15 protein-coding genes are annotated in these 21,933 nt (G+C 41.1%); 10 read left to right on the top strand and 5 right to left on the bottom strand.

Going from position 1 to position 21,933, the window contains the following annotated elements; genetic code table 11:
• Position 1: 1 nt before the first annotated feature.
• The 3 genes from RHO15_09425 to znuC all read right to left on the bottom strand — a co-directional run bounded on the left by RHO15_09425 (position 2) and on the right by znuC (position 3,311).
• Complete coding sequence (locus RHO15_09425) at positions 2-1,534, bottom strand: YifB family Mg chelatase-like AAA ATPase (protein WVD63680.1); 1,533 nt, start codon at positions 1,532-1,534, stop codon at positions 2-4.
• 240 nt (positions 1,535-1,774) lie between these two features.
• Positions 1,775-2,560, bottom strand: coding sequence for a zinc ABC transporter permease subunit ZnuB (gene znuB / locus RHO15_09420; GenBank protein WVD63679.1), 786 nt, complete (start codon positions 2,558-2,560; stop codon positions 1,775-1,777).
• Positions 2,553-3,311: a zinc ABC transporter ATP-binding protein ZnuC gene (gene znuC / locus RHO15_09415; GenBank protein ID WVD63678.1), complete on the bottom strand. Its 759-nt coding sequence runs from the start codon at positions 3,309-3,311 to the stop codon at positions 2,553-2,555. The genes znuB and znuC overlap by 8 nt, the downstream gene beginning before the upstream one ends.
• 85 nt (positions 3,312-3,396) lie before the next feature.
• On the opposite strand from znuC, the gene znuA reads away from it, so the two are divergent.
• The 3 genes from znuA to lpxM are packed head-to-tail and all read left to right on the top strand — an operon-like array spanning position 3,397 to position 6,793.
• Complete coding sequence (gene znuA / locus RHO15_09410) at positions 3,397-4,362, top strand: zinc ABC transporter substrate-binding protein ZnuA (protein WVD63677.1); 966 nt, start codon at positions 3,397-3,399, stop codon at positions 4,360-4,362.
• Positions 4,363-4,381: 19 nt separating this feature from the next.
• Positions 4,382-5,824: a murein DD-endopeptidase MepM gene (gene mepM, locus RHO15_09405; GenBank protein WVD63676.1), complete on the top strand. Its 1,443-nt coding sequence runs from the start codon at positions 4,382-4,384 to the stop codon at positions 5,822-5,824.
• A 9-nt stretch (positions 5,825-5,833) separates the two neighbouring features.
• Positions 5,834-6,793 (top strand): lauroyl-Kdo(2)-lipid IV(A) myristoyltransferase, encoded by a 960-nt coding sequence (lpxM, locus tag RHO15_09400; GenBank protein WVD63675.1) that lies wholly within the window; start codon positions 5,834-5,836, stop codon positions 6,791-6,793.
• 30 nt (positions 6,794-6,823) lie between these two features.
• Here the strand turns inward: lpxM and sfsA are convergent, their stop codons facing one another.
• Positions 6,824-7,534, bottom strand: a complete 711-nt coding sequence (gene sfsA, locus RHO15_09395) for a DNA/RNA nuclease SfsA (protein ID WVD63674.1) — start codon at positions 7,532-7,534, stop codon at positions 6,824-6,826.
• A gap of 372 nt (positions 7,535-7,906) precedes the next feature.
• Between sfsA and mrcB the strand changes: the two genes are divergently transcribed.
• The 7 genes from mrcB (at position 7,907) to RHO15_09360 (ending at position 20,542) form a co-directional block, all read left to right on the top strand.
• Entirely contained in the window at positions 7,907-10,252 is a 2,346-nt protein-coding gene (mrcB, locus tag RHO15_09390) for a bifunctional glycosyl transferase/transpeptidase (protein ID WVD63673.1), read from the top strand.
• Between the two features lie 92 nt (positions 10,253-10,344).
• Positions 10,345-11,154 carry a bifunctional DNA-formamidopyrimidine glycosylase/DNA-(apurinic or apyrimidinic site) lyase gene (gene mutM / locus RHO15_09385; GenBank protein ID WVD63672.1) on the top strand — a complete coding sequence of 270 codons (810 nt, stop codon included), beginning with the start codon at positions 10,345-10,347 and terminating at the stop codon, positions 11,152-11,154.
• Between the two features lie 278 nt (positions 11,155-11,432).
• On the top strand, positions 11,433-15,323 hold the full coding sequence (gene purL / locus RHO15_09380; protein WVD63671.1) for a phosphoribosylformylglycinamidine synthase: 3,891 nt from the start codon (positions 11,433-11,435) through the stop codon (positions 15,321-15,323).
• 258 nt (positions 15,324-15,581) lie between these two features.
• Positions 15,582-16,877, top strand: coding sequence for a 2-hydroxycarboxylate transporter family protein (locus tag RHO15_09375; protein WVD63670.1), 1,296 nt, complete (start codon positions 15,582-15,584; stop codon positions 16,875-16,877).
• Positions 16,878-16,896: 19 nt separating this feature from the next.
• Positions 16,897-18,054, top strand: a complete 1,158-nt coding sequence (locus tag RHO15_09370; protein WVD63669.1) for an NADP-dependent malic enzyme — start codon at positions 16,897-16,899, stop codon at positions 18,052-18,054.
• A gap of 195 nt (positions 18,055-18,249) precedes the next feature.
• The gene (dcuS, locus tag RHO15_09365) at positions 18,250-19,872 is read left to right on the top strand and encodes a DcuS/MalK family sensor histidine kinase (protein WVD63668.1); all 1,623 of its coding nucleotides are present in this window, start codon (positions 18,250-18,252) and stop codon (positions 19,870-19,872) included.
• Positions 19,865-20,542, top strand: coding sequence for a response regulator (locus RHO15_09360; protein ID WVD63667.1), 678 nt, complete (start codon positions 19,865-19,867; stop codon positions 20,540-20,542). Before dcuS ends, RHO15_09360 begins: the two co-directional genes overlap by 8 nt.
• Positions 20,543-20,737: 195 nt before the next feature.
• Here RHO15_09360 and RHO15_09355 read toward each other — a convergent pair whose 3' ends face one another.
• Positions 20,738-21,808, bottom strand: a complete 1,071-nt coding sequence (locus RHO15_09355) for a 3-deoxy-7-phosphoheptulonate synthase (protein ID WVD63666.1) — start codon at positions 21,806-21,808, stop codon at positions 20,738-20,740.
• Positions 21,809-21,933: the final 125 nt, after the last annotated feature.

Here is a 21,933-nt window from a genome sequence, read left to right as displayed (position 1 = left end):
GTTAATTGGCGTTTTTATGTAACTCGAGTAGTAAGCGGTCCATAGAGCGATAACTTAGCGCTTCGGCTAGGTGATATCGCTCTATATGTTCTGAGTCAGCTAAATCTGCAATAGTCCTTGATACCTTCAATATTCGATGCCAGGCCCTGGCAGATAATCCTAATTTATTTAATGCATTCTCTAAAAAATCTGCATCAGATTGATAAAGCTGACAAAATTTAGTAATCTCCTGATTATTCAGATCTGCATTAATTTTTCCTCTTATCTTAATCTGTTTGTCTCTCGCTTTTAAGACATTATTCTTTATCGCCGCAGTATCTACCGTTTTCTGTTTTTGCTTGCTAAGTAAACCTTTAGGTAATAACGGGACTTCAATTGATAAATCAAACCTATCCAGAAAGGGGCCGGATAACCGGTTAAGGTAGCGCATGATCTGCTGTGGATTGGTTCTATTATGCATACCTTGATAATGTCCAGTTGGGCTGGGGTTCATAGCGGCCACTAACTGAACCTTTGCCGGAAAGCTCACCTTATTTTTGGCTCTGGATATCACTATTTCACCTGACTCTAATGGTTCTCTTAAGGCATCGAGAACTTTTCGGCTAAATTCTGGGAGCTCATCGAGAAAGAGTACGCCATTATGTGCTAAAGAGATTTCTCCGGGTTTAGGTATTGTACCTCCGCCAACCAATGCCGCCGTTGATGCGCTATGATGAGGGGCGCGGAAAGGTCTCTTTCGCCAGTTTTGCAATGGTATATAATTATTGATTAGGCTATTGATTGATGCCGTTTCCAGGGCCTCACTATTACTCAGCTGTGGCAGTAGACCGTTCAATCGCATGGCAAGCATGGTTTTACCCGTACCGGGAGGACCAATTAATAATATATTATGACCACCGGCGGCGGCAATTTCCAATGCTCTTTTGGCATGTTCCTGACCGATGATATCATCTAGGCTATCGGACTCTTGCGGTAGTGTTAATTGATTAATCAGATCGTTTTGCGGTTTTTGAAGCGTTGTCTCGTTTCCAGACAGAAATTGGCCAATATCGGCTAGTGATTGTGCCAACCTATGTGAATGATCTGCAATTAATGCTATCTCCGCACTATTTTCGACACTGGTAATCAGCATACGTTTATCATAGCTAGCGGCTAGTGCCGCTGGAATAACGCCTTTGATTAATCGAATCTGGCCAGATAGTGCCAGTTCACCTAGAAACTCATATTGAGACAGTGATTGCCCGGAAATTTGATTGGTTGCGGCCAAAATGGCCAATGCTATAGGGAGATCAAAGCGACTTCCCTCTTTAGGTAAATCAGCTGGGGAGAGATTGACGGTAATTCGTTTCGATGGAAAGGTATAGCCGCTGTTGAGTATTGCACTTCGAACGCGATCTTTGGCCTCTTTGACACTGGTTTCTGGCAGACCCACTAAAGTAAATCCGGGCAATCCATTACTAATATGAATTTCGACCTGAATGAGTGGGGCCTGAATCCCAATTGAAGCCCGGGTATAAATCGTCGCTGTAGACATAAACAACTCAAATGAAGAAAAGTAAGATTATGTTAGCGGTTTTGGTCTGTGTCTTTTTATCAGAAAGTAACAGATTGCGGGCTATCTCGAAAATAGTTGCCCATTATATATTTAAATCATTGAGATTATAGAATCAGATAACGGTTTATTGAACACTCTTTTAGATTATTTGATTTGAAGTTCGCCAGTGACAATGCCACTGACCAATCGCTGATTCTGATGATATGAATGATTGCAGACTTAGTTGCGTCGTCGAATCAAAAGTGTGATCAAAAAGCAGATGCCACTGACCACCACAACCGATGGGCCGGTTGGTGTATTATAATAAACCGATAACAGTAATCCGCCACATATTGCTATCATACCAAACAGTACCGCAATAAAAGCCATCTTTTCTGGCGTATTAGCATAATATTTAGCCGTGGCTGCTGGCATGATCAATAACGACGTAATAATCAGTGCGCCAACAAATTTCATGGAAAGTCCGATGGTAATGGCGATTAACAAGATTAAGCATAATTTTGTCTGCTTGGTATTAATACCATTGACGAAAGCGAGCTCTTCACTGACGGTAATATAAAGAAATTTATGCCACTGCCAAATCAAGATAGCGAGTACCACAATAACACCAATCAATATTTGCCAAACATCTTGATAAGTGATGGAAAGTAGATCACCAAAAAGATAACCCATTAAATCAATACGAATATTACTCATTAAGCTAATCACAACTAAGCCTATCGATAGGGCACTATGTGCCAAAATACCTAATAGGGTATCAATCGGTAACTGCTTTTGTGACTCGAGCACCGTTAAGATGAGACCCAGTAATAACATAAGACCGAGCACCGCATAAAATGGCGCAATATTAAAAGCGAAACCCAGTGCAACACCCAAAAGGGCAGCATGAGATAAGGTATCACCAAAATAGGACATACGTCGCCATACGACAAAGGCACCTAATGGACCACTAATTGTTGTGAGTAACATGCCGGCGATCCAGCTAGGGAGGAGTAATTCAAGCATCTTTTTTCCCTAAATGATTTAAAATAATCTTTCCATGAAAGTCATGATTATGGTTGTGATGGTGTTTGTAGAGTGCGAGTTGTTTTGCACCGCTGTATCCGAACAGTGAGCGGAATTCAGGATGGTTAATCACTGATTCTGGCGTTCCTGAACAGCAGATATGCTTATTGATGCACAATACGTGATCGGTTTTAGCCATAACCAAATGGAGATCATGAGAAACCATTAATACACCACACTGTAAACGATTTCGGGTTTGTTCAATCAGATCATATAAAGCAATTTGCCCTTTTACATCAACGCCTTGTGTCGGTTCATCGAGCACTAAAAGCTGCGGTTTTTTCAGTAATGCTTGCGCTAATAGCACACGCTGCATTTCGCCACCTGAGAGCATTTGCATTGATTTTGTTAATAAACTTTGTGCATTGACCATTTCAAGTGTGCTAAAAAGAGTTTCAGAGGAGACTTTACAACTTAATTGCATAAATCGTTTAACACTCATTGGTAGTGTCGGATTTAAAAATATCTTTTGCGGGACATAGCCAATCGTTAAATCTTTCGCTCTGGTGACCGTTCCGCGGGAGGGTTTTAGCAACCCCAGCACAACATTGACTAATGTCGATTTACCTGCGCCATTGGGGCCAATGAGCGTCATAATCTCTGCCGATTTGAGGGTTAATGACACCTCAGATAGCACCTGATGACGATTATATTCAACAGACACATGATTAAGTGAGACGAGATTTGTCACAATAATAATTTCTCTTGATATTTTTATATTGTTATATTATAACATAACGTTTTGTCGGTGACATCTATTTCTTAAGGATAGCAATATGTGTATTTATTCTCTTATCAGTTTATTCAAGATTAGGAAAAACAGGCGGTGGTTATTAGTTGTTGGACTGTTGTCAGGATTTAACTCCTCCCTGTTCACTGCACAAGCGAGTATTCTGACATCAGTCAAACCGATCGCATTTATTAGTCAGGCGATTGCGAATAATGTTACGGATACGACAGTATTATTACCCGATGGTGCTTCGCCTCATGTTTATGCACTTAAACCGTTCGATATTCAAAAACTACGCACAGCGGATTTAGTGATTTGGGTGGGTGAGGATATGGAAACCTTTTTACCCAATGTGCTGAGAAGCGTCGATAAGAATAAGCAAATTCAACTGATGACTGTCCCTGCGATTGCAAGTTTAATTTATCGTGATACTCATTCACAGACTCGAATATTACCTGAAGAAGATGAAGAATACGACCATCACCACCACCATGATATCGATAGCCATATTTGGATGTCTCCGGCGATTGCTGAACAAATCGCGATAACGATTCATGATAAACTGGTTCAGCAGTATCCAGATAAAAAATTGATAATTGATTTAAATTTAGCCAATTTTTTAGCTAAACTGGCTGATGAGAAACAAGTGATTGCAAAAAAACTCATAAACGTACAAAATAGCGGGTATTTTGTATTTCATGATGGCTATGGATACTTTGAGCGTCAATTTGGCTTAAATAATTTAGGGCATTTCACCATAAATCCAGATATTCAGCCCGGTGCACAGAAAGTGTACTTAATTAGACGCCAGCTGATTGATAATAAAGCTGTTTGTGTATTTAAAGAGCCTCAATTCAGTCCTGCTATTATTGATAAAGTCGTTGAAGGAACCAATGTGCAGATAGGAACGCTCGATCCATTAGGGATGAGTATTGCTGTGAGTCCAGATGCATATTTTGAGTTTCTGACCAATCTGACTAATCAATATGAGGAGTGCTTGAGTCGTAAGTAATGATTATAGGTATTAATGAGTGCGACATTTTGATTCATCAGAACGTTCTTTAGGGAAATTTAAATTTCCCTATTATTCTATTCTCGGTGTTATTTTTTTAGTTGTATTGTTTGCTGTCTTATGGCGACCGGTAGTATCAGATCATATAACTAATATTCCATTGAATAATAAACAGAACAATAATTCAGTGACTATTTTAGAAGATAAACAGTTGCCTGCTGCGGTAGGAAGTGCTTCTGTGGAAATTATAAAAGATCGCTCACCTGCTGATACCGAGTCTTTAGACCAGCCCGTACCTGAAGATACCATCGTTAAAGATGAGATTGATGAAGCTTTTGAAGATAAAGATGATGGCCTGGTCTATTATACTGTAGATAAAGGAGATACGCTTTCAGGTATTCTGTCTCAGTATGGTGTCAATCGAAATGATATCTATATGTTAACTAAGCAATATAAACAGTTAGCGAACTTGCGTATTGGCCAACAGGTTAGCTGGGAAGTCGATGAAAATAAGCATCTTCAGGTATTCAACTGGTATGTCTCATCGCGCGATACTAAAGTGTATGAGCTTGACAGCGATGGTAATGGTTATAGTGAACGTGTAGAACAACGCGAAAGTGAATGGAAGCCTATTATTATCAGCGGTAAAATTGATGGTAGTTTTGTGGCTGATGCGCGGAAAGCGGGTTTGACGTTGAATGAGATCGCAACGATAACCAAAGCACTGCAGTGGCAGCTCGATTTTCGGCGTTTACAAAAAGATGAACAGTTTGTCGTTTATCTGATGCGTGAGATGGTCGGCAATCGCCATGAGGGCAGTAAACTGCTCGGTGTTCGCATTAAGAATGGTAGCCGAAACTATTATGCTATTTTAGCCGATGACGGTCGTTATTATGATATCAATGGCTTAGGATTAGCGCGGAGCTTCTTACGTTATCCACTACAAAAGCCAGCCAGAATTTCTTCTCCATTTAATCCACACCGACTCAACCCGGTGACAAAACGTGTCACACCCCATAATGGGGTAGATTTTGCCGTGTCTCGGGGGACGCCTGTATTAGCTTCTGGAGATGGTGAAGTCATGGTGGCTAAGTATAGCGGCTCAGCGGGTAATTATATTGCTATCCGTCATGGTCGCCAATATATGACACGTTATATGCATTTGGATAAAATTTTAGTTAAACCGGGCCAAAAAGTCAGTAAAGGGGATGTGATTGCACTATCGGGTAATACTGGTCGTTCAACCGGTCCACATTTACATTATGAACTACATGTTGATAATAAACCAGTCAATCCAATGACTTCGTCATTACCTCAATCAGACGAGTTGACCGGTAAATCAAAAACGGCATTTTTAGAGTTAGCGAAAAGTATGCGTGAGAAATTAGTTTTCTCTGACCAAAGCACCACGCCAGCCGATATGGTTAATACACCGGCATCAACTGCTTCATCTTCAAATTAGGAATCGATTTTGGCAAGACAGACAGATAAACAAGGACAACAGCCCGATAGTGCTGGGTATATTCCTAAATTTGAATGGTCTTTTTTATCTCCGCGTTATTGGGGGGTTTGGTTTGGTATCTTTGTACTTATTGTACTGACCTTTTCCCCAGTTCGTTTTCGTGATCGTTTTCTCTCGCGTTTGGGACGTTTTATTGGTCGTAAGATAAAGAGTGCTCGTCAGCGCGCACAAATTAATCTTGCTCAATGCTTTCCTGAAAAGAGTGAAGCGCAGCGAGATGAAATTATCGATGAGATGTTCTCAATCATTTTACCTGTTACTGTGTTATTAGTGGATCTGACCATTAAAAAAACGCGCGTAAAGATTAACTGGCATGGTTTTGAGCATATTACCCAAGCACATAATCATCAGCGTAATGTCATTTTCATGGTGCCACACGCTTGGGCTATTGATATTCCCGCTATTTTATTAGCGAAAAAGGGCTATGCGATGTCAGGGATGTTTCACCATCAAAGTAATAAATTAGTTGATTGGCTGTGGAATAAATCGCGAATTCAATATGGTGGACAAATTCATGCCAGAGAGGATGGTATCAAACCATTTGTGCAAAGTATTCGTCAGGGTAATTGGGGATTTTATCTGCCTGATGAAGATCATGGCATAGAGCAGAGCGTTTTTGTCGACTTTTTTGGTACCTATAAAGCCACATTACCGATTTTAGGTCGATTAATGAAGCTCTGTAAAGCCGATGTGATTCCGCTCTTTCCAAGCTATGATCTAAAGAATTCAGAACTCAATATTTATCTGCATCCGCCCATGAACGATTTAGCCGATAAAGATGATGACTATATCGCCAGACGTATGAATGAAGAGATCGAACGTTTTGTTACACCCGATCTAAAACAGTACGCTTGGGTACTTCGTTTTCTAAAAACGCGTAAGTCTGACGATCCTGAGCTCTATTCGTAGCCACTGTCGATGGTTGAGCGTGGCTTATCATCATAGTCGAAAAGGGATACTTTGGTTGATACTAATCTGTGCTGGTGTGATCGCTGTTTTGTAACATAAAATTTCAACACCGGACTGTTGAGCTTGGGCTAATAATTGTGCGTAGGTTTTGTCGATATGGGGGGCCGGCGCAAATTGATTGATCGCTGAGTGCTGAATCAGAAAGAAAATAACCGCGCGTTTTCCTTGCTTAACCATCTCGATTAATTCTCTTAAATGTTTTTGCCCTCGAAGCGTGACAGCATCGGGAAAATAACCCAAATGAGTCTGTGTATCACATAGCGTGACTGATTTCACTTCAACATAACAGGTTTTCTGCTGTTGACCGATTAAGAGAAGATCAATACGGCTTTTCTCTTCGCCATAGCCAACTTCAGTTTTGATCTCATCATAACCACTCAGCTCTGGGATCTGTTGATTAATGATGGCTTCTTTGACGATATGATTGGCTAAGGCGGTATTAACACAAATCCAGTCATTATTTTGAGTTTGTGTTAGTTGCCAGGAGCCTGGATATTTTCGTTTGAGATTATCTGAAATAGAGTACCATACTGTATCACCGGGTACGGCGCAGCCAGTCATCGCGCCGGTATTGGCACAATGCAGTGTTTCAATTTGATGTTCTGGTGTGATAATGTCAGCTAAAAAACGTTTGTAGCGTTTAATGAGTGTGGCGGATTTTAATTGAGATTGAAACTGCAACTGATACCTCTGTTATTTAGATGATGATGTCGCACTGATTTTATGCTGGGCTGTGCTGAGCCTATTATCAATAACGATAGTGCTTAATGCTATTTTGTCATGACTCAATACTTTTTATTATTCATTACTTGATTATGATACTTTTTTAGAATGATGTCACAATACTCGGCATAAAGAAATGATTATCGTGCAAAGTCTCTTTATGGGTAAAATAAGCCATAAGAGGGCATTCGTGTTAATATACCACTATCAATATGAGATAACTGAGATAGATCACGATTGTGGATCGTTGAGAGAGATAGCTTGGTTGTATCATCATCACGATATAATAGCCATTTTGGGCAAATGATAAGATAAAAAATAGACTAATTCATGAATAAACCTGAAACAAAAAAAAATACCAGAACGAGTAAACCGCATAAAAGAAAAAAACAGACTGCAAGCCGTAAACGTAGAGTCCTGTTTTTTTTGCTGAAACTATTTTTAGTCCTAATTGTTCTGATTGCGGCTTATGGTGTGTATCTTGATCAAAAAATCAGAGAACGTATTGATGGTTCAGTATGGGAGTTGCCGGTTGCAGTTTACGGTCAAATTGTTAATCTCGAGCCGGGTGAAGCCTATAGCCAAGATGATATTATCTCGATTTTAAATGGAGCACAATATCGACAAGTACGGATTGTGACCAGACCGGGTGAGTTTGTTGTTGATCAAAATAATATCGAAATTTATCGACGACCATTCTCCTTCCCTGATGGCGAAGAGTCCGCTTTTAAAGTCAAGATCAGTTTTACGGCAGGGCTAATTGGTCGTATTTATAATCTGGACAATGGTCGTGATTTCGGTTTTTTCCGTATCGACCCTAAATTGATTACGATGTTACGTTCGCCTAATGGTGAGCAACGTTTAGTTGTTGCCTTAAAAAATTATCCTGATTCTCTGTTGAAAATTCTCATTGAAACAGAGGATCGACGTTTTTATGAACATGACGGTGTTAGTTTATATTCGATTGGCCGCGCAATTTGGGCTAACTTTTCATCTGGCCGCGCTGTACAAGGTGGCAGTACTTTAACGCAGCAGTTAGTCAAAAATCTGTTTTTGACCAATGAACGTTCATTGACGCGCAAATTGCGCGAGGCTTACATGGCGGTCATTTTAGAGGCGCGCTATAGTAAAGAAAAAATACTCGAACTCTATTTGAATGAAGTCTATTTAGGCCAAAGTGGCGATGAGGAAATCCATGGATTTCCTTTAGCCAGTTTGTACTATTTTGGTCGCCCGGTTCAAGAGCTCACCTTTGAACAGCAGGCTTTATTAGTGGGTATTGTCAAAGGTGCTTCCTATTATAATCCTTGGAATCGTCCGGAACGTGCCATGGAGCGTCGTAATGTCGTATTGCAGATTCTTGAACAAAGAGAAGTGATTGATGCTGAACTTTATCAAATTCTCAGCCAGCGCCCTTTAGGGGTACTGCCAAAAGGTGGCGTTATCTCACCACAACCCGCTTTTATGCAGTTAGTCCGTCGTGAGTTACGCGAAAAGCTCGGTGATAGAGCTGATAATATGTCTGGTATGAAAGTGTTTACCACTTTTGATCCCAATGCGCAAAATGCCGCGGAACAGGCGGTTGTTGATCAAGTCGAGGTATTGCGTAAAGCGAAGAATAAACCAGATTTAGAAGCCTCAATGGTGGTGGTAAACCGCCAAACGGGTGAGATAAAGGCGGTTATTGGTAGCGCGCAGCCTCAATATGCTGGTTTCAATCGTGCTTTACTCGGTCGCCGCCAAATTGGTTCTTTAGCTAAACCACCGACTTATTTGACGGCTTTAAGTAACCCAGAACAGTATCGTTTAAATACCTGGTTAGAGGATAATCCGCTATCGATAAAACTTGATAATGGCACGATCTGGCAGCCCAATAACTATGATCGTCAGTATCGTGGTCGCGTTATGTTAGTCGATGCACTGGCTAATTCATTGAATATTCCGTCCATTCATCTGGGCATGCAACTCGGTTTTAAAGCGACCGAAGATACACTTAAAGTGATGGGGGTGCCGCCAGCGGTAATCAAACCGCTTTTATCACGATATATCGGTGCGATTGAATTAACGCCACTCGAAGTTGCACAAATGTATCAGGTTATGGCTAATAACGGCAATAAAGCCGATCTTTCCGTGCTCCGTTTTGTAATGGATGAGAAAGGATCGGTTGTTTACCAAAGTTATCCACAAGCCCGCCAAGTGCTTTCACCACAAGCTTCTTATTTAACGCTCTATGCCATGCAGCAAGTGGTTAACTATGGTTCTGCTCGGTCACTTTCAAGCCTTTATGGACAATATCATTTAGCCGGTAAAACCGGTTCAACCAATGATCTGAAAGACAGCTGGTTTACCGGTATCGATGGTAAGGATGTCGCGGTGATTTGGGTTGGCCTTGATGATCATAAGCCGATTAATTTAACCGGTTCTAGCGGTTCATTGACCGTTTACAGGCAATACTTAAGTCATTACTCACCACAAGTTCTACAGCCGGCTATTCCTGCGAATATTCAGTTTGCGCCGATTGGTGCTGAGGGTGCTTTTTTATGTTCAGGTTCAGGTGTGCGGACTTTACCAGTGTGGACAACTAATTTACAGTCAATCTGTGTGGGCGCCACAGCTCAACCTGAGCAGCTAAAAGAGCAAGCACCAGGATGGTTGAAAGCACTATTTAGTACGTAGATTCGTCGTTTCATCTTGATGTTTTGATCGTTAAATGAGAAGCTAATGCCTCTGTTACGCGGGAATATACAATTTAAGGAATTGATTTTACTATGCCTGAATTACCTGAAGTTGAAACTAGTCGTCAGGGTATTTTACCTTATCTTCGAGGTCAAACGATTGCCGATATTATTATTCGGCAGCCTAAGTTACGTTGGCCGGTATCGGCGCAGATAGCACTGGCAAAAGGACAGAAAGTTTTAGATGTCTTAAGACGGGCAAAATACCTGTTGATACAGCTTGAAGCCGGCTGGATTGTCATTCATCTGGGGATGTCGGGTAGTTTAAGAATTTTGCCACAAATAAAACCTGCAGAAAAACACGATCATATTGATTTAGTATTAACCAATGGCACGACTCTCCGCTATACTGATACGCGGCGTTTTGGCGCTTGGCTTTGGTGCCAATCACTCGATGAACTGACCCAGTTACAGCATTTAGGACCAGAACCGTTAAGTGATCACTTTACGACTGATTATTTTTACGCACAAACGCGATTACGAAAAGTGCCCATTAAAAGCTTGATTATGGATAACCATATTGTGGTGGGGGTGGGCAATATTTATGCCAGTGAATCTCTGTTTATGGCGAAAATTAATCCTAATCGACCTGCTCAGAGTTTAAGTAAAACCGAGTGTAAACGATTAGTTGAGGCGATTAAAAAAGTGCTGGCAAAATCTATCGAACAGGGTGGCACAACACTCAAAGATTTCTTACAATCGGATGGTAAACCTGGCTATTTTGCTCAGCAGTTACAGGTCTATGGGCGAGAAAATGAACCTTGTTTGGTCTGTGGTGAGACTATCGTGTCACAGCGTATTGGCCAGCGTAATACCTTTTTCTGCTTAGATTGTCAAAAGTAGTTGCAGTAATTATTTATGATGGCGATAATCATTCGCAGCATTAGCTATCAGGCTACTCAGTATCAGTGATAAGGGCTTATTTTTAAGAATAAGCGGTTGTTCATCATCACATTAGACTTATCATATTGCGTCAATCTTGATATGAGAATAGCTACGGACCAGTTTCGCTTAATTAAGTTTGCAACAAAGACGTAAAGATAATTTAAAAATCAGACAATCTCCTCTATAATGATTCGCCTGTTGATAGCCGTTCAGATTGACTTCAAAAGAGATTTTGTATGGAAATTTTACGTGGTTCACCTGCTTTATCAGCTTTTCGTATTAATAAGTTACTCATCCAGAGCAAAGATCTAAACCTACCTGTTACTCACTTATATACTGAATTTATCCATTTTGTTGATCTAAATGAGAGTTTATCGGCTCAAGAACAAGATAAACTCAATCAACTGTTACATTATGGGCCTTCTGCCGTGCCTCAGGAACGAAATGGTACCTTACTGATCGTCATACCTCGAGTTGGCACGATTTCACCGTGGTCTTCAAAAGCGACTGATATTGCTCACAATTGTGGATTGAGTAAAATAAAACGTATTGAACGAGGCATTGCCTACTATATTGATCAATCTGCTTCTCTGAGTGAAACTGAGTTTAGGCTCTTCCAGTCACTGATTCATGATCGTATGATGGAACAGATCATCACGCATGTTAGTCAGGCCAGCGCTCTGTTTGTCACTCAGCAGCCCACACCAGCGAAAAAAATATCAATGTTAAGTAAAGGTAAGAGTGCACTGGAAGTGGCAAATCGACAATTAGGCTTAGCTTTGGCGCCGGATGAAATTGAGTATCTGTACCGAGCCTTTAAACAGCTTAATCGTGATCCCTTTGATATTGAACTGTATATGTTTGCTCAGGCAAACTCTGAGCATTGCCGACATAAAATATTCAACGCTGATTGGATTATTGATGCTGAAAAGCAACCTAAATCGCTGTTTAAAATGATCAAAAATACCTTCGAAAAAACGCCAGATCATGTCTTTTCAGCCTATAAAGATAATGCCGCGGTAATGGAAGGTTCAAATGTGGGATACTTTTTTGCCGATCAGCAGACGCGTGTTTATGATTTTCATCAAGCAGATGCGCATATTCTAATGAAAGTTGAAACCCATAATCATCCCACAGCTATCTCACCTTGGCCTGGAGCGGCAACCGGTTCAGGGGGCGAAATTCGTGATGAAGGGGCAACAGGACGAGGGGCAAAACCCAAAGCCGGATTAGTCGGATTTTCGGTATCAAATCTTCGTATTCCTGACGCTGTTCAGCCTTGGGAACAGGATTTTGGTAAACCTGAGCGCATCGTCAGTGCCTTAGATATCATGCTTGAAGGGCCGTTAGGCGGCGCAGCATTTAATAATGAATTTGGTCGTCCCGCTTTATTGGGTTATTTCCGAACCTATGAAGAGCAGGTCAATAGTCATAATGGGCTTGAATTACGCGGTTATCATAAGCCAATTATGCTTGCCGGTGGTCTGGGTCAGATTCGTCAAGAGCATATTCAAAAAGGTGATTTTCCAGCTGGCTCAAAATTGATTGTCTTGGGTGGTCCTGCTATGAATATTGGTTTAGGTGGCGGAGCCGCATCATCAATGGCATCAGGTCAATCAGATGAACACCTCGATTTTGCCTCGGTACAGCGTGATAATCCTGAAATGGAAAGGCGCTGTCAGGAAGTGATTGATCGCTGCTGGCAGCTTGGTGAACATAATCCTATTTTATTTATTCATGATGTGGGGGCGGGGGGATTATCCAATGCGATGCCAGAACTCGTCAATGACGGTGGTTGTGGCGGAGCATTTGATTTACGCAAGATTCTCAATGACGAACCCGGCATGAGCCCGTTAGAGATTTGGTGTAATGAGTCACAAGAACGTTATGTACTGGCGATTGCACCTGAAAGTTTAGCGCTATTTGACGAACTTTGCCGCCGCGAACGGGCCCCTTATTCGGTGATTGGTGAAGCGACGGCGAAAAAAGCTGTCGTTCTTCATGATGAACACTTTCATAACGATCCGATTGATCTTTCGCTAGATATTTTATTAGGTAAAACGCCAAAGATGCTGCGAAATGTTAGCACTAAAAAAGCTCAAGGCGATGCGTTTGATCTCTCCACAATTAAGATAGATGAAGCGGTTGATCGTCTGTTACATTTACCGGCTATCGCCGAAAAAACCTTTCTCATTACCATCGGCGATCGAAGCGTGACGGGGATGGTTGCGCGCGATCAAATGGTGGGTCCATGGCAAATTCCGGTGGCGGATTGTGCCGTTACCTGTGCAAGTCTCGATAGTTACTATGGCGAGGCCATGTCAATCGGTGAAAGAGCTCCGGTTGCTTTACTTAATTTTGCTGCCTCAGCCCGTTTAGCGGTGGGAGAAGCATTAACCAATATTGCGGCTACTGATATAGGTGAATTAACCAGAATCAAACTTTCAGCAAACTGGATGGCGGCCGCTGGCCATCCTGGCGAAGATGCCGGCCTTTACCAAGCCGTGCATGCCATCGGTGAAGAGCTTTGTCCGGTGCTGGGATTAACCATTCCAGTTGGTAAGGACTCAATGTCGATGAAAACGCAGTGGCAGCAAAAGGGCAAAACCTGTGAAATAACGGCGCCGTTATCGGTGGTCATTTCAGCATTTGCCTGCGTTGAAGATATTCGTAAAACGGTTACCCCGGAACTAAAATCAAACATTAAAAATCATTTGTTACTGATCGATTTAGGTCAAGGACATGCGGCATTAGGTGCGACGGCATTAGCACAAGTTTACCGAACATTGGGTAAAGAGACGGCTGATGTGCGCGATGCCGAGCAGCTTGCGGCTTTCTTTAATGCTATGCAGCAGCTTATCCGGCAACAATCATTACTGGCTTATCATGATCGCTCGGATGGCGGGTTATTGATTACCCTGGTTGAAATGGCCTTTGCCGGACACTGTGGGTTAGATATTGATATTAGCGCTTTAACTCACGATAATCTCAGTACCTTATTTAATGAAGAGTTGGGCGCAGTCATACAGGTGAGTGATGATAAACTGGCCGAAGTTAATGACCTCTTAAGACAACACGGTTTAGCGCACTGTGTTTATCTACTCGGTCATGCGACAGCTGATAATCAAATCTTGATTCGTCGTCAGCATGACGTTGTTTATGCCGCCAAACGGACTGATTTAAGAGTCAAATGGGCTGAAACTACCTGGCATATGCAGCGTTTACGTGATAATCCCGATTGTGCCGATCAAGAGCATATGGCTAAGCAAAATGATCAGGATCCAGGTTTGAATGTTAAATTAACCTTTGACCCTAAGATTGATATAGCAGCACCTTTTATTATCAAAGGGATTAAACCGACGATTGCCATACTACGTGAACAAGGCGTTAACTCCCATGTAGAGATGGCGGCAGCCTTTCACCGTGCTGGATTTACTCCCGTTGATGTGCATATGAGCGATCTGCTCTCGGCGCAGACGCGTCTCGATTCCTTTCATGCTTTAGTTGCATGTGGTGGTTTCTCTTATGGTGATGTTTTGGGCGCAGGTGAGGGATGGGCCAAATCGATTTTATTTAACGAACGTGTTCGTCATCAGTTTGAACAGTTCTTTCATCGACCAGATACCTTATCGTTAGGTGTATGTAATGGCTGCCAAATGATGTCAAACTTAAAGGGACTGATTCCTGGAGCTGATCTGTGGCCACGTTTTGTGCGCAATACTTCCGAGCGTTTTGAAGCACGATTTAGTTTGGTACAAGTGTCGCAAAGTCCATCGTTATTCATGAGTGGCATGGCTGGATCGCATATGCCGATTGCGGTATCGCATGGCGAAGGTCATGTTGAGGTCAAAGATAGTGCACATTTGTCAGCCTTGCAAGCGAGTGGCTTAGTCGCATTACGTTATACCGATAACTTTGGTCAGATAACAGAAGCATATCCTGCTAATCCAAATGGTTCTGTCAATGGTATTACTGCTGTTACGACGGCTGATGGCCGAGTCACCATTATGATGCCACATCCTGAACGAGTCTTTAGAACCGTCAGTAATTCCTGGCATCCTAACGATTGGGGAGAGGATGGTCCCTGGATGCGACTATTCCGAAATGCCCGTCAAGCATTGAATTAATCTTATTGATAAGCCTGAATCATTCAGGCTTTTTTTATACAGCTAGATATGTGGTTTATTATTACGCTAACCAAAATTCAGTCCTTCAGTCTGGCTGTTTCTGTTCTCCTCATTATCCTCGAACTTATAGGTCTAAATTGATTTTTATCACTTTCATTAATTACATAACTGGTAATATAAGTTTCCTTTTCTTTCCGGTATCGACGGCAATCATTACACTAGCAGTATAATTAATATTAATACGCATTAGGGGTTTTTATGAGTATTGCTCAAAAACTGAAAGAGAGTAAGTTTTACATTGGCTCACTACCATGGCCAATCTTCATCCTTTGTTCTGTTATTGTCATTATCGCAGCACATTTTGAAATGTTACCCATCAATATGATTGGTGGTTTTGCGGTGATTTTGCCGCTTGGTTGGGCGCTGGGCACCCTCGGACAGCACCTGCCGTTTCTTAAAAAATTTGGTGCGCCAGCAATTCTATCTTTGATTATCCCTTCAGTGTTAGTCTACTTTAACTTTTTTGATGCCAATACGTTGGGCGCGGCGACTGCGTTAATGAAGCAGTCTAATTTCCTGCTTTTCTATATTGCCAGCTTAGTGTGTGGCAGTATTTTAGGGATGCATCGTACTATTTTAGTGCAAGGCTTCCTACGCATGATGTTACCAATGCTGCTTGGTATGTTCTTAGCGGCTTTTGTGGGTGTCGGCGTTGCGATGCTATTTGGTGATACTTGGGAACACGCTTTCTTCTATACGATTGCGCCAGTAATGTCTGGCGGGATTGGTGAAGGTGTATTACAGTTATCCAATGCCTACAGCGGTATCCTAAAACAAGATTATGAACTATTTGTGAGTGCCTTAATCCCAGCAACGGTAGTAGGTAACTTTTTTGCCATTACTTATACTGCGGTTATCAATCGAATTGGTGAACTTAAACCGCAGCTCAGTGGTCAGGGACAGTTAGTCAAAATTAAATTTGATGGTATGGATGAAGCGTTAAAAGAGGATAAAACACCATTAGATGCAAGGGCAATGAGTGGTGCGGTGATGATTTTAGTCGCACTGTTTGTACTTGGTCAGATCTTAGAAAAACTGACTCATTTCCCGGGTCCAGTATTAATGATTGTCGCAACCGCGATTGTTAAATATGCGCATATTTTACCTGAAAGCGTTGAGCGCGGTAGTATGCAGTGGTATAAATTTATTTCCGGTAACTTCACTTATCCATTAATGGCTGGTCTGGGTTTACTCTATATCGATTTACATAGTGTCGTTAATGTCTTAACCGTTCCATACTTCCTGACGGTTATTAGTGTTGTCTTAACGGTGTCATTAACGGGCTTTGTGTGTAGTTTCTTCTTTAAAATGTACCCGGTTGAAGCTTCTATTATCTCTTCATGCCAGAGTGGTATGGGAGGAACTGGCGATGTAGCTATCTTATCTACCGCAAATCGAATGAATCTAATGCCTTTTGCTCAGGTTGCGACACGTCTTGGTGGTGCGCTGATGGTGATTTTAGCTACCGCACTACTTCGTTATTTAAATAGTTAATAAAAACAAGGATAATATTATGACTACGGTTCAAGAGAAAGCATTAGCCATTAGTAAAGAGCACCATGGCAAGATTGAGATTCGTTCTAAAGTTGCGATTAATTCAATGGCTGATTTAAGTGTTGCTTATACACCAGGTGTTGCAGCAGTTTGTACCGAGATTGCTAATAATAAAGCATCTGTTTATGAGTATACATCTAAACGTAATCTTGTCGCGGTTATCACTGATGGTTCTGCGGTATTAGGTTTAGGAAATATTGGCCCAGAAGCAGCTATTCCGGTGATGGAAGGGAAAGCGATTTTATTTAAACAATTTGCTGATGTTGATGCGATCCCGCTCTCATTAAATACCCAAGATACCGATGAGTTAGTCAGCCATATTGCAGCACTTGCGCCTTCATTTGGTGGGATTAATCTTGAAGATATCAGTGCGCCACGTTGTTTTGAAGTTGAGCGTCGTTTAAAAGAGATTTTGGACATTCCTGTATTTCATGATGATCAGCACGGCACCGCCATTGTTGTTTTAGCGGCGCTATACAATGCACTTCAAGTTGCAGGTAAATCAATTACCTCTGCTAAAGTGGTGATTAATGGGGGAGGCGCTGCCGGGTTAGCGATTGCTGATATGTTACTTTCAGCCGGTGTAAAAAACCTTAAAGTTGTAGATAGAGTGGGTATTTTATCTGAATCAGATACTTCATTACCTCCACATCATATGGCGATGGCTAAGAAAACGAATCGTGAAAAACAAACGGGCACGCTAGAAGATGCGGTGAAAGGTGCCGATGTCTTTATCGGTGTCTCTGCGCCGAATGTTCTAAAAAAAGAGTGGGTGTCGACAATGGCTGAAAAATCGATTATTTTTGCCATGGCCAACCCAACCCCTGAAATTTTCCCTGAAGATGCCAAAGCAGCAGGCGCTTTTATTGTGGGAACCGGACGCAGTGATTATCCAAATCAAATTAATAATGTGTTAGCTTTCCCAGGGATTTTCCGCGGTGCGTTAGATGCCAGAGCAAAAGATATTACGCTTGAGATGCAACTTGCCGCGGCTAAAGGCTTAGCGAGTATTATTCCGAAAGAGAAATTGTCGCCTGAAAATATTTTACCGAATGCATTTGAGCCGAATGTAGCTAAAGTTGTGGCTGAAAGCGTTCGAAATGCGGCGAATAAATAGCCTATCAGTGAATTAACAAAAAACCTGCCATGTGCAGGTTTTTTTATGTTTGAATAATGAGTTAGATATTGTTGAAACCGGCTATAAATAATGCATTCACAATCGATGACACAGAAATTGTGTAAAAAATTATGAGCTCACCGGAGGAATGAATTATACTGCTGCTATTATTATAAATATAAGATCTCTACCTTCATGCGAAAATTATTTCAGCATCTTAAGTTAAAAACAAAATTAATCATTCTTATCTTTTTGGTGTTTATTTTAGCTGTTGTGGCTGAGAATGTTTATATTATTCATATTGTTAATAAAGAGTATTACAAGAGCGCCAAACAGCGGGTTGAGCTTGTTGCCAGGGCTATCGCTTCTTCAAAGCAGATTATTGACGATATTGACCTATCGACTGACTCGAGTTTAGCCGATATTCAAACCTATGCAGAAAAAGTGCGATTGCTCTCTCAGGTTGAGTTTATTACCATTTTTGATATGCATGGTATGCGTTATTCCCATCCAGATAAGCATAAGATTGGTCAGTTTATTATGGGCGGTGATGGCGATCGAGCATTACGCGGCGAATCCTATTTTTCTGTCGCGCAAGGTACGTTAGGTATCTCAGTTCGAGCATTTAAGCCTATTTTCGACGCAAATCACACACAAATTGGCGCGGTAATGGTGGGGCAAACATTACAGAAAATTGATAATGTCGCTTCTCGTATGGTCAATCCGATTATCTTGACATTATTCGTTTCTCTGTTTATTGCGATTTTATTAGCGCTTTGGTTATCACGTAATATTAAGAATGTACTACTTGGGCTTGAACCTTTTGAAATGGTGAAATTATTTGAGGAGCGCGATGCGATCATTCACACTGTGAAAGAGGGGATTGTTGTGATTGATCGGCAAGGTAAAATTAAACAAATTAATGCTGAGGCCAAACGAATTTTAAAAGCTGAGCATCACGCCCATTTAATCGGTAAAGATGTCTGTAACTTAATTCCTAATACCCGGCTTTATGATGTGATGTTAACCGGTAAGCCTGAATATGATAATGAACAAAAGATTGATGGTATTGTCATTTTAACCAATCGGACGCCTTTGATTGTCAATGGTGAGCTGATTGGCGCTGTGGCCACATTTCGTGACATGACTGAAATACGGACGATGGCTGAAAATTTAACCGGTGTGAATCGCTATGCTGATGCACTGCGTTCTCAATCCCATGAGTTTAATAATAAGTTACACGTTATTTATGGTCTTGCTTTTGAAGATAAAAGGACCGAGTTAATGGCTTATTTGGAAGATCTGATTGGCAATAATTTACTTGAATCTTATTCGATTGAACAAACGATCAAAGAGCCAATTTTAGCGGGATTTTTGAATAGTAAATTTAGTCGTGCCAGAGAACTAGATGTGAAGCTTGATTTCTCGATCGATGGCATTTTATTACCCATTAACAATACCTCTAATATCCATCGTTTAGTGACGATTTTGGGCAACTTGATTGATAATGGTTTTGAAGCACTACAATTTGTTGAGAATAAGCAGCTTGAGGTGAAGCTAACGATTGATGACGTCTATGTTCACATCATTGTTAAAGATAATGGCCCCGGGATCCCAGCCGAAATTATGAAGAAGATTTTTAATAAAGGCTATTCAACCAAGGGGGATAACCGTGGCTTTGGTCTTTATCTTGTTTTAGCGAGTCTGGATGAACTCGGTGGTGAAATTACTATCCACAATGAAGCCACCCAATCTGGCGTCTGTTTTATGGTATCAATACCTATCACTGAACTCTATCAGGAGAGATTAGATGATTGATGTGTTAATTGTGGAAGATGACCCGATGGTCGCTGAACTAAATAAAAAATATCTGCAAATGATTCCTGGTTTTAAATTTGTTGGCCAAGCGCATAATGGCGAAGAAGCGTTGAAAGTGATTTCACAAAAACAGATCTCATTAATTTTACTTGATTTGTTTATGCCCAATATCAATGGACTAGAATTATTAAAACAGATTCGTAATGATTATCCCGCTATTGATATTATTATGGTGACGGCGGCGCGAAATACTGACTCGATTCAAACCGCACTGAGACTGGGCGTGATTGATTATATTGTCAAACCGTTTACCTTTGAGCGTTTACGCACTGCGCTATTTACTTATCAAGAGCGTTTAAGATTACTCTCTTCTCATGCTGAGTTTGATCAATCTGAATTAGATCAGGGGATTTTCAGTAAACCAGCCGAACAAAATAATAAGTTACCTAAAGGGATTGATGCTGAAACCCTCGATAGAGTGAAAGCGGTGATTATTGATTATGGTACTGCTTTCACTGTGGCCGATCTGGTGCCATTGATTGAACTTTCACGAATTTCATTAAAAAAATATATCGATTATTTAGATGTGTCTGGTGAACTACAGAGTCATTTGGTTTACTCTGCAGTCGGTCGGCCGGCAAGAATGTATTTATGGCAAAATAAAGTATAGAGAATGATTATGGTCTCTTAATATCTGACTAAAATATCAAAAGATAGGGTTTCAGAGAGTTGGCATCGTCTCTATCGTCGCTAATATCAAGTAGTTAAGTGCAGGTAAGCGGGTGAAATGAAATAGATATTATCGCAATATTTAGCCTGCAGGTGATAAATCCTGCAAGCTAAATTGATCACTGAGAAAATTCAATTAGGCAATGCGCTGCATTAGTACTTTAGCCGTTTCAGCTGAGATATCATGCAACAATTTTTCAGTCTCTTGCCAATTGATACAAGCATCGGTGACTGATACACCGTAAGCCAGTTTATCTTTTGTGAGCTCGGAAGATTGATTACCTTCATTGATATTACTTTCGATCATCAAACCAATAATTGAGTGATTACCCGTATTAATTTGGTCCATCACAGATCGGGCAACTAAAGGCTGACGTTTGTAATCTTTATTTGAATTGGCATGACTACAATCGACCATTAATGTAGGAACAAGACCGGCTTTTTTCATCTGATTTTCACATTCAGTGACAGATTGAGCATCATAATTAGGCGCTTTTCCACCACGTAAAATCACGTGACCATGTGGATTACCTGCCGTTTGCAGGACGCTAACTTGTCCTTGCTGATTAATCCCGACAAAACGGTGCGGCATGGATGCAGACTTCATCGCATTAATAGCAACATCCATACTACCATCAGTACCATTTTTAAAACCGATCGGCATAGAGAGGCCTGATGCCATTTCACGATGTGTTTGTGATTCAGTGGTTCTGGCTCCAATCGCAGCCCAGCTAATCAGATCACCTAAGTACTGCGGGGTATTTGGATCTAGAGCCTCGGTCGCTAACGGTAAACCAATTTCTGCGATATCCGTTAATAATTGTCGTGCTAAGAATAACCCATGTTCAATATTAAATGAGTTATCCATATGTGGATCATTAATTAAACCTTTCCAACCAACGGTTGTACGTGGTTTTTCAAAATAGACTCGCATCACGATATAAAGCTTATCCCCTAATTCATCAGCCAGGTTTTTTAGCTGATGGGCGTAGGTAATAGCGGCTTCTGGATCATGGATTGAGCAGGGACCACATACGATGAGTAAACGTGGATCGCGTCGTTCAAGAATATCGACAATCGTTTGACGTGAGTCAGCTATTTGTTGAGCAAGTTTTTCTGATAATGGAAAACGGTTCTTTAAATCTGCTGGCGTAATCAAAACGTGCTCGTCCTTAATTCTGATATTATTTAAGCTATCTTTCTGCATTTTTATATTCCTAATCATATTCTTTTATGTGAATGTAAAGATTACATTACACATTACATGGTATATGTAAACATGGAAATACGGTTTTGTAAATAGCTTAAGCGATTTTATTTTAGTGCTAACAG

The organism is Orbaceae bacterium lpD01 (assembly GCA_036251705.1).
GTDB lineage: Bacteria > Pseudomonadota > Gammaproteobacteria > Enterobacterales > Orbaceae > Utexia > Utexia brackfieldae.
This window is presented reverse-complemented; position numbering and strand designations above follow the sequence as displayed.

Excerpts from the sequence above, each read along its gene's own strand:
- RHO15_09425 (WVD63680.1), bottom strand. The coding sequence starts at position 1,534 with ATGTCTACAGCGACGATTTATACCCGGGCTTCAATTGGGATTCAGGCC.
- znuB (WVD63679.1), bottom strand. The coding sequence starts at position 2,560 with ATGCTTGAATTACTCCTCCCTAGCTGGATCGCCGGCATGTTACTCACA.
- znuA (WVD63677.1), top strand. The coding sequence starts at position 3,397 with ATGTGTATTTATTCTCTTATCAGTTTATTCAAGATTAGGAAAAACAGG.
- mrcB (WVD63673.1), top strand. The coding sequence starts at position 7,907 with ATGAATAAACCTGAAACAAAAAAAAATACCAGAACGAGTAAACCGCAT.
- mutM (WVD63672.1), top strand. The coding sequence starts at position 10,345 with ATGCCTGAATTACCTGAAGTTGAAACTAGTCGTCAGGGTATTTTACCT.
- purL (WVD63671.1), top strand. The coding sequence starts at position 11,433 with ATGGAAATTTTACGTGGTTCACCTGCTTTATCAGCTTTTCGTATTAAT.
- RHO15_09375 (WVD63670.1), top strand. The coding sequence starts at position 15,582 with ATGAGTATTGCTCAAAAACTGAAAGAGAGTAAGTTTTACATTGGCTCA.
- RHO15_09370 (WVD63669.1), top strand. The coding sequence starts at position 16,897 with ATGACTACGGTTCAAGAGAAAGCATTAGCCATTAGTAAAGAGCACCAT.
- dcuS (WVD63668.1), top strand. The coding sequence starts at position 18,250 with ATGCGAAAATTATTTCAGCATCTTAAGTTAAAAACAAAATTAATCATT.
- RHO15_09360 (WVD63667.1), top strand. The coding sequence starts at position 19,865 with ATGATTGATGTGTTAATTGTGGAAGATGACCCGATGGTCGCTGAACTA.
- RHO15_09355 (WVD63666.1), bottom strand. The coding sequence starts at position 21,808 with ATGCAGAAAGATAGCTTAAATAATATCAGAATTAAGGACGAGCACGTT.